Here is an 8,712-nt window from a genome sequence, read left to right on the forward strand (position 1 = left end):
GCTAATAGATGGTGTCAAGCTAGTAGCATAAGAATTAGCGAGTAAATTAGAGCAATTTTCTGTTAGAAAAGCATAGTTTTTTCTTGTCCAAAATATAGGGGGCAAGGACACCTTTATTTTAACCGATGGATAATATTAACAAATGACTGCATAGAAAGAGGTATATTATGTTACTTTGTCATTTGAAATAGAAAGCTAAAACTTGTCCAAAATACAAGGGGCAAGGACATAAAGTTAATACGACACTACTCCTCCTAGTTTATTTATTTTTGTAAAATATTATAAAATAAAAAAGGAATATTAATTAGTTTGTTGAAAGTATTAAGTATGAATTAAATTACATTAATGGTTTTTTGTAGATACTTGTCGAAGTTTAGCAAAAAGCTATATAAATGATAATATAGGGCCCTGTTCTATTTAAAGATCAGGGCCCTAATCTTGATACTAATAAATCAAAGATTTCCATAATGCATTTAACCCTAATCAAAAAGTTAGCTAGTCATATAGTTGAAAGATTTCTCAATTATTTAGTTCCTTATCCCGTTGGAACTAAAGTAGAACTGGACAATGGATGTGAAGGAGTTGTTTCTAAAATAAATAAGCAGTTTTTCAACCAGTAACAAGTATCTTAAGAATTACTAATAGAGATCTAAAGTATCCTTTTGAAGTTTGTTCAAGTTAGGAGGTGAAGGACAAATAAAAAATGTCTAAATCAAAAAAGAAAACAAAAGCAAACCGATTATTAGTAATCTTAATTGTAATATTTATAGTTTTAAAAATAATTAGAAACACAATCATTTAAAGCATTTAAAAATGAACTTAACATTGAAAAAATTGTGCTTAACTAATACAGTAAAATATAGACCAAAAATAATGACAAACTAACCAATTAACACAAAAATCGGGCCCTATCAAAGCCAAGAAAAGTATCTAGGCGATAATATAGGGCCTTATTCATATTTATAAAATCTTAAGCTACACCTAAATTTTAAGTAGTCCAGCTGCTCTATTAACTTCTTATAGCAATGAAGCCACTTGTAGTTAACTAACTTCTTCTTCAATTTCAGATAGACATTCAGAGCAAACAATTTTATCTTTAAAATTAACTATATCTTTTTCGCTACTACAAAAAGTACACTGCGGCTCATATTTTTTGAATATAAGCTTTTCACCATCAATATAGATTCCCAAAGGAGTTCCCTTCTCTATGCCTAAATTATCTCTTACTTCCTTAGGAATAGTTACTCTTCCCAAATTATCTATTTTCCTTACAATACCTATTGATTTCATAACTTCTCCCCCTTTCAGAAAAGTGAAGATCTAAACTTGTTTTTATTTATCATCCTCCCTTATTATTTTTAAGCAGTTTACAAAAAATACTGCTTTATCTATTTCTAGATATTATACATAATCCCTGCTACTTAAATAAACTTTCAAAAATTCATAAAATATTTTCTTTTTCTTTAAGTAATCTCAAAAAATTACTTTCCTCTCCAAACTAAGCTTGTCATTAAGATTTTTTAAAAGTATAATAATTAATGTAAGTCTTTGTTCAATTAAACTAATTTGAGCTAATCTTTATTTATAATTTTAAGTTTTAAAAAGTTAGTGATGAATAACAATAATAAACTACAATTTAAAAGATAAAAACTAACCAAGAAAAGGAGTGTCTACCATAAAAAAAGAAGAAAAAGTTTCATTCTATTCTCATTTTATCGGTTTTATATTAGCTATAATAGGAGCAATTTACTTAATTTACATAGCCGAAGGTTTCGCTTTGAAAACTATATCACTCATTTATGGATTATCTGTTATTTTATTATTTTCGGCCAGTTCCCTTTACCATGCCAATAAAAAACATAATGAAGAGATATCAATTTGGCGCAAACTAGATCATATAGCCATTTTTATAATGATTGCCGGCACATATACGCCTATTTCTTTTGTTTATCTTTCTGGCTATTGGAAATGGAGCATCATCATTATCCAGTGGACGCTTGTTTTAGGAGGAGTATTTTTTAAGTTCTTTTACTTAAATGCACCTCGTTATCTATACACTATCATATATTTACTGATGGGGTGGATTGGCATTGTACCTATAACAAGATTTATTAGGGCTATGTCTAGTACTGAATTATCACTTCTTTTTGCAGGCGGAATATCATATACAATTGGTGTTGCTTTTTATATTCTTAAAAAACCGCAGTTTAGTTCAAGCTTTGGTTTTCACGAAATATTTCATTTTTTCATTTTACTTGGCGCTTTTTTCAATTACTTATTAGTACATACGGCAGTTATTCAGTAGTTAAAATATAAAAACAGGGCCCTATCCGGGCCCTAGCTAATACAACTTCTTCATACTCAACATCAAGTATCAAAATGCTAACATTAAGAATTAACAGATTCTTGGGTTTCTTGGGATTCTTGGGGTTCTTCAACCACTTGATCAGCTTCTTGAAACTCTACTAGCTTACGATATACATATACTGTAGCCAACATTGACATCGGAAATGTAACCAACAACCCTACCAATAAAAATAAAAGCCCTAAAATATTAATCCCAGTTAACATTAAAAAGAAAAGAAATAAATTGAACTTAACACCTTTAGTAAGTGCATAGCTTTCTTTTAAAGACTCTATAACCCCATAATCCTTATCAATAATGAAATAATCAAAGAAAAATAATTTAATTGCCAAAATAACACCTGGTATAATTAACAAGATAAAACCAATACCTGAGATTAAAACATAAAGTATCATTCCGCCTATAAATTTAAAAAATAAATGTGATTGAGAAAATAGATCCCCATAGCTAACTTCTTCATCATCATAAAATTTAAAAGCAATTTTTATAAAGCCTAAGTATACTATAATATCCAATATATAATCAATCACCTGTAAAACAATCCCTAAAGAATAATTTACCTCCATTACAGCTCCAGCAATAAAAAGAGGAATATATAAAACTGCAAAATAAATAATAGATAGAATAATAAAGAACCCTAAATTTTCCTTAGTCAAATCCCAGCCAAAACTAATAGCTTCACCTTTAGAAAAACTCCTACTTTTCATTAAGTCATCTCTCCTTTTTATTAGCTTTTTAAAGTTCTTCTAAACAACTTTACCAATTCTCTAAACCACATTTTTTATCTCATTTTTCTTATTACCTCCCCAATATAGTGTTTATGGTAATCTAAAAATGTACAGGATGGCAATTTAAAAATGTACAGGTAAAAATGGAAAAAAGCCTTGCCAACATCCCAAAAATAAAATAACCTCTGAGTATACAACCAATATACAAGGAGGTAGAAAGGATGTTAGCAATGGCTCAAATTAATTATATCAGAGTTGCCAGTGATATGGAAGACAAAAGCTATAATCAAATTGCAAAAGAGCTAGATATTGACCGTAGAACTGTTAAGAAATATGCTGAAATGGAGAATTTATCTCAAAGACTAACAACTAGAGAAAGAAAAGCTCCAGTAATGGATCCAGTTAAACCAATCATCGATAAAATTCTTATTGAAGATAAGAAGAACCCTAGAAAATTAAGACATACAGCCAAAAGAATTTATGAAAGGCTAGTTGAAGAGCATAAATTTAAAGGTAGTTACAGTAGTGTCAAGAAGTATGTCAAAGTTAAAAAGGAAGAGATTTATGGGAACAATAAATCCGCTCTTCCTTTAAAGCATCCTGGGGGAGAGGCTCAAGCTGACTTTGGAGAAGTTTTAGTTAGATATCAGGGAGAAGAGAGGAAAGGACACTACTTAGTACTGAGCTTTCCCTTTTCCAATGCCAGTTTTGTACAGTTATTTTGGAGTGAGAACCAGGACTGCTTAATAGAAGGCTTAATTAACATCTTTGAAAGCATAGGTGGAGTTCCAAATAAGATCTGGTTTGATAACTCAAAAGCAGCAGTAACTAAAATTCATCCAGACGGCAGCCGAAGCTTTACAGAATCTTTTAGAAGATTTGCAGCTCACTACCGTTTTAAGCCTGTATTTTGTAATCCAGGCAAGGGCAACGAGAAAGGAAATGTAGAAAATAAGATTTGCTATGTAAGAAGGAACTTCTTTGTCCCCATAGTTCAATTTGAAGACTTAAATAAATTCAATAAAGAGCTATTATAAAAGTCTGTCACCGACTTACAAAGAAATCATTATAAGAAAAAACTTCAGTTTAAAGAGCTCTTTAATCAAGAGAAAGCTAAGTTTATGCAGCTGCCCTCAAAAGAATACGATAGCTATAGACTAAAGAAGGCAAAAGCAAATAAATATGGCTTTATCCAGTTTGAAAATAACACCTATAAGGATAGGATAAAAGAATACTGTCAGCGATTAAAACTAAGTGCAGTAGCAGACAATTGGCAGGAAATTGAGTTTAAAGATAAGGCTCAATATCTAATGAAATTGCTAGAACTAGAGCTAGAAGCCAAGAATACTAGAAGAACAAACAGATTACTAAAACAAGCTAAATTTCCTTACCTGAAGACCTTAGAAGGCTTTAAGTGGGAGGAGATAGAATTACCCGAAGACAGTAAACGTAGCGACTTAATCAATCTTAACTTTATAGAAAATAAGGAGAATTTATTGCTCTACGGTGGTGTAGGCACAGGGAAAACTCATTTAGCTATAGCCCTAGGGATTCAAGCCTGCCAACTAAATAAGAAGGTACTCTACTTTTCAACTCAAGACTTAATAAACGAACTAGTAGATAAGCACCGCAAAGAAAGACTGCCTAACTTCTTCAAGAAGTTAGATAAGATGGATCTATTAATTATAGATGAATTAGGGTATGTTCCCTTCCATCAGGACGGAGCAGATCTTTTATTTCAAGTAGTTTCTAGATGCTATGAAAGAAAAAGTATAATCATCACCACAAACTTAGAATTTGGGAGGTGGAATACAGTACTAGGAGATAATAGACTAACTACAGCAATGGTAGATCGTTTAATACATCACGCTCAAATAATAGTTTTTAAAGGTAAAAGCTATAGATTAGAGCATTCAATGCTCAAGAAGAAAGATGGGATTAATTAACTAGATTGGAAATAGGGATGTTAGCAAGTTGTACATTTTTAAATTCCCTTTTTGTACATTTTTTCATTGACAAACACACCCCAATATAGTCCATTAAAATTTATATATATCGATAATATAACATAATATATCATTTCTACATAAAAAAATAATTTACCTTTTTAATTTTTAGAACAGTTCAAAGAATTAAAGTTTCTACTTTGATATAAAGCAAAGCATCTTTTTACTCATCACCATTGAATCTAATATACAAAAAATGTTATAATAAAGTCATCAGAAAGCAAGGAGGAATCCGATTGAAAAAAGCAATAGCTTACATTAGAGTCTCAAAAGCTCGGGCCAACATGATCACCCAAAATACTCAGTTAGAAAAAATCAAACAATACTGTGAACTACATAATATTAAGCTACAAAAAGAATACTCCGATCTTGATTACTCAGGTAGATCTACCAGCAGACCAGACTTTCAAAAGTTATTCCACGATATTCAGAATGGATATTTAGATAATATAGATTACCTACTAGTTTATAAGCTTGACCGCTTCGCTAGGTCAGTTGACGATTTTCACAATTATATGGCTATACTGGACGAACATAATATATCTTTTGTCTCAGTAACCCAAAACTTCGATACCTCATCCCCAATGGGCCGTCTGATCAGAAATATACTAGTTGACTTTGCTCAATTTGAAAGTGAAATGACCGGTGAAAGAGTCAAAGATAATATGATTGAAAACGCTCAAGAAGGCCGCTGGAACGGCGGAAGACCGCCTTTGGGTTATGACCTTAAAGCCAAGGATAAAACTGGCATAATTAAAAATGAAAAAGCTAAACAGGTATTGAAGCTATATCAATGGTATCTAAAGCCAGATGGAAGTATCAGAAACAATGTAATCAAAGCCAATAAGCAAAAGATCCCCTCCTCAACTGGTAGTGAGTGGAATAATAGCCAGATGTCACTCTTGTTGAAGAATCCATTATACTGTATAGCTAATAAAAAATCTATTAATTTTTTTGAAAAACAGGGAATCACAGTCTATAATCAAGAATCCATCGACGGTAAGCGAGGCCTAATCAGATATAATAGACGTGCAGGCAATACCGCCCGAGATAAGGAGAATTGGATAGTAGCGGTTGGACAGCACGAAGGAATAGTTCCAGCAGAGTTATATATTGAAGTACAGAATAAACGTTCTAATAGAGCCAATAAACCTGCTAGAGCAGGAACTGGAAAGAGTCTACTAGCCTGGCTAACTAAGTGTAGCAAATGCGGAAAAGCTATGACCTACACTTATACTGTAGTTAATGACAAAAAATATGAGTATTACAAATGCAGCACTAAAGAAAAAAAAGGCAAGCAAGCCTGCGAAGGACAGACAGTCAGAGCAGAAGAGCTTGAAGAAGTAGTATTGGCTAAGCTTAGCTCAATATGCAACGATAGAGACTTTTTAGCTAAGCTGAAAAATAAAGTTGACACCGATAGCAAAGCAGAAGAATTAGAAGAAAAGCAAAATAAAATAAAAAACAGATTGACAGAAATCGCCGAAGAAGAAAGTAACTTAATAGATAAACTGAAAAAGAGTAAGTCTGATAAACTGCTTGAATTTGTAGAAGAAGAGCTGGAAAGATTAGCTGAAGAGAAAGAAAGTTTACAGGATAAGCTGGTCAATCTAAAGAACAGACATAGAGAGATAAAGTCCAAACTAATTAACAAAGAATTAGTCCTAAAACAGTTAAGAAAGTTTGATGATATATTTGAAAAAATGGATTTTGAAGAAAAAAGAAATTTCTTGCAGTCAGTTATCAATAAGATAGTCTATGACGAAGGAAAAGTAAGGATTGAGCTCTTTTTCTCGTAATCAAGGGGGTGGCTTTTTGCATTTCCGTAATGTTCGGAGGATCGATCATTCCAATTAAACCTACAAACACTAGCTCCTCTTCGTAATCCTCTAAAGAACGATGATCAAAATTACTCGGCAAGCTACGTTTAGCTACAGCTAAAACCCTCAAAGCTTGACTCGATAACTGCTCATTTTTAGCTTTAAGTCTATTTAACTTCCTTTTATTTAAAGATTTGCGTTCTCCTTCACTCCAATAATAACTACATCTCTCCAACACTATATCAGGAGCCCCTTTTAAATAAAGAGTAGCCTCTCCATCTTTAGCACCGATTACAGACATCCGTTTTCGTTCTGAATCAAAAGGTACCTCCCAGCGCTTGGAAAGTTCTGATCTTAAGCGAGCTGGTTTCAAACCTACTTTTTGAGCAGCTAATAACAAAGCTCCTTCAGTAGGATCACCCAAAATTTCCATACTTTCCTTCTGTCCACCTAATTCACTCTCTAAACTCTCCACTTCCCTACATTTATGCTTGATTTGAGCATTATTACAGATAGCAGCAATCTTCAAAGGTTCTTTTAAGATTGCTAACGAATTTAAATTTGAATTCAAATCATAACTCTGCCCTGCAACATATATCTTTTTTACTTCCATCTGGTTCATAGTTAGAGTCCCCGTCTTATCTGAACAGATAGTCGTCGCACAACCTAATGTCTCTACTGCTGGCAACTTCCGAACTATCGCTTGTCTTTTAATCATACGCTGCACACCAATAGCTAAAGATAAGGTCACAATAGCTGGCAAACCTTCAGGAATAGCAGCCACTGCTAAGCTAACTCCAGCTAAAAACATATTATAAACCGACTCTCCTTGAGCTACTCCCAAGGCTACAATAGCTGCACAGGCTACTAAACAAAGATAAACTAACCATTTTCCTAAATGGTCTAACTTTTTTTGTAAAGGAGTAGCTCGTTCCTCACTTTCTTGTAACATATTAGCAATTTGACCCATTTCAGTCTCTAAACCAGTAGCAGTTACTACCAGCTTCGCCTTACCTTTAACTACTGTAGTTCCCATATAAAGCATATTCTTTCTATCACCTAGCGAAAGATCTTCTTCAGTTATCGGCTTTACTTCCTTAGCTACCGAAATCGACTCTCCAGTTAAAGCAGCCTCATCTACTTCCAAAGATGTACTGGCAATTAAACGGCCATCTGCTGGAATTTTATCTCCACTTTTTAAATAGACTATATCTCCAGGCACTAATTCAGCAGTAGCTACTTCCTGTTGTTGTCCATTTCTTAAAACCAAAGCTTTAGGAGCAGTTAGCTCCTTTAGTGCTTGCAGAGAGCGTTCAGCTCTATATTCCTGCACAAAACCCATCACTGCATTCAAAATAATAATAGCCATAATAGCTATTACATCGTCCATTTGTCCTAAAAATCCTGAAATAACCACAGCCCCAATTAAGACCAAAACCATAAAATCTTTAAACTGATCTAGTAAGAGTCCAAATATAGATGTGCTGCTCTGATCAGGTATTTCGTTAGTCCCATACTGTTGACGACGAGAATTGACCTCTTTTTCGCTTAATCCCTGCTCAGGATTGCTTTTAAATTTATTAAGTACTTTGGAAATCGAAAGCTGATATATTCTATCCTCTTTCAGTTCTTCCATAGCTTCCCTCCTTATTGCTTAATTAAATAAATCAATTTATATTCATTAGTATTCAAGCAAGTAATAAAAAATGAGAAGAACATAGTGTAAAATAAGTATAGGTAAATTTAGTATAAAAACTAGAAAAGGGACTCCTCTTTTGATAAAGTGTTAAGTG

General features: G+C 32.9%; 7 protein-coding genes. 4 read left to right on the top strand and 3 right to left on the bottom strand.

The window, feature by feature from the left end; genetic code table 11:
• Positions 1–1,041 precede the first annotated feature (1,041 nt).
• Positions 1,042–1,290: an AbrB/MazE/SpoVT family DNA-binding domain-containing protein gene (locus MWH30_RS12750; RefSeq protein ID WP_248664478.1), complete on the bottom strand. Its 249-nt coding sequence runs from the start codon at positions 1,288–1,290 to the stop codon at positions 1,042–1,044.
• Between the two features lie 376 nt (positions 1,291–1,666).
• On the opposite strand from MWH30_RS12750, the gene trhA reads away from it, so the two are divergent.
• Positions 1,667–2,305, top strand: coding sequence for a PAQR family membrane homeostasis protein TrhA (trhA, locus tag MWH30_RS12755; protein ID WP_248664479.1), 639 nt, complete (start codon positions 1,667–1,669; stop codon positions 2,303–2,305).
• An 83-nt stretch (positions 2,306–2,388) separates the two neighbouring features.
• Here trhA and MWH30_RS12760 read toward each other — a convergent pair whose 3' ends face one another.
• Positions 2,389–3,072, bottom strand: a complete 684-nt coding sequence (locus tag MWH30_RS12760; protein ID WP_248664480.1) for a DUF7847 domain-containing protein — start codon at positions 3,070–3,072, stop codon at positions 2,389–2,391.
• A gap of 242 nt (positions 3,073–3,314) precedes the next feature.
• On the opposite strand from MWH30_RS12760, the gene istA reads away from it, so the two are divergent.
• The 3 genes from istA (at position 3,315) to MWH30_RS12775 (ending at position 6,898) form a co-directional block, all read left to right on the top strand.
• Positions 3,315–4,130 carry an IS21 family transposase gene (istA, locus tag MWH30_RS12765; protein ID WP_248664481.1) on the top strand — a complete coding sequence of 272 codons (816 nt, stop codon included), beginning with the start codon at positions 3,315–3,317 and terminating at the stop codon, positions 4,128–4,130.
• A gap of 84 nt (positions 4,131–4,214) precedes the next feature.
• Complete coding sequence (gene istB / locus MWH30_RS12770) at positions 4,215–5,039, top strand: IS21-like element helper ATPase IstB (RefSeq protein WP_248664482.1); 825 nt, start codon at positions 4,215–4,217, stop codon at positions 5,037–5,039.
• 296 nt (positions 5,040–5,335) lie between these two features.
• Positions 5,336–6,898 carry a recombinase family protein gene (locus MWH30_RS12775; protein ID WP_248664483.1) on the top strand — a complete coding sequence of 521 codons (1,563 nt, stop codon included), beginning with the start codon at positions 5,336–5,338 and terminating at the stop codon, positions 6,896–6,898.
• Here the strand turns inward: MWH30_RS12775 and MWH30_RS12780 are convergent.
• Entirely contained in the window at positions 6,843–8,555 is a 1,713-nt protein-coding gene (locus MWH30_RS12780) for a cation-translocating P-type ATPase (RefSeq protein ID WP_248664484.1), read from the bottom strand. The genes MWH30_RS12775 and MWH30_RS12780 overlap by 56 nt on opposite strands.
• Positions 8,556–8,712 lie beyond the last annotated feature (157 nt).

Source organism: Fuchsiella alkaliacetigena (assembly GCF_023227765.1).
In the GTDB taxonomy this organism is placed as follows: Bacteria; Bacillota; Halanaerobiia; order Halobacteroidales; family Acetohalobiaceae; genus Fuchsiella; species Fuchsiella alkaliacetigena.

Coding starts and splice junctions, on each gene's coding strand:
- MWH30_RS12750 (WP_248664478.1), bottom strand. CDS start 1,290: ATGAAATCAATAGGTATTGTAAGGAAAATAGATAATTTGGGAAGAGTA.
- MWH30_RS12760 (WP_248664480.1), bottom strand. CDS start 3,072: ATGAAAAGTAGGAGTTTTTCTAAAGGTGAAGCTATTAGTTTTGGCTGG.
- istA (WP_248664481.1), top strand. CDS start 3,315: ATGTTAGCAATGGCTCAAATTAATTATATCAGAGTTGCCAGTGATATG.
- istB (WP_248664482.1), top strand. CDS start 4,215: ATGCAGCTGCCCTCAAAAGAATACGATAGCTATAGACTAAAGAAGGCA.
- MWH30_RS12780 (WP_248664484.1), bottom strand. CDS start 8,555: ATGGAAGAACTGAAAGAGGATAGAATATATCAGCTTTCGATTTCCAAA.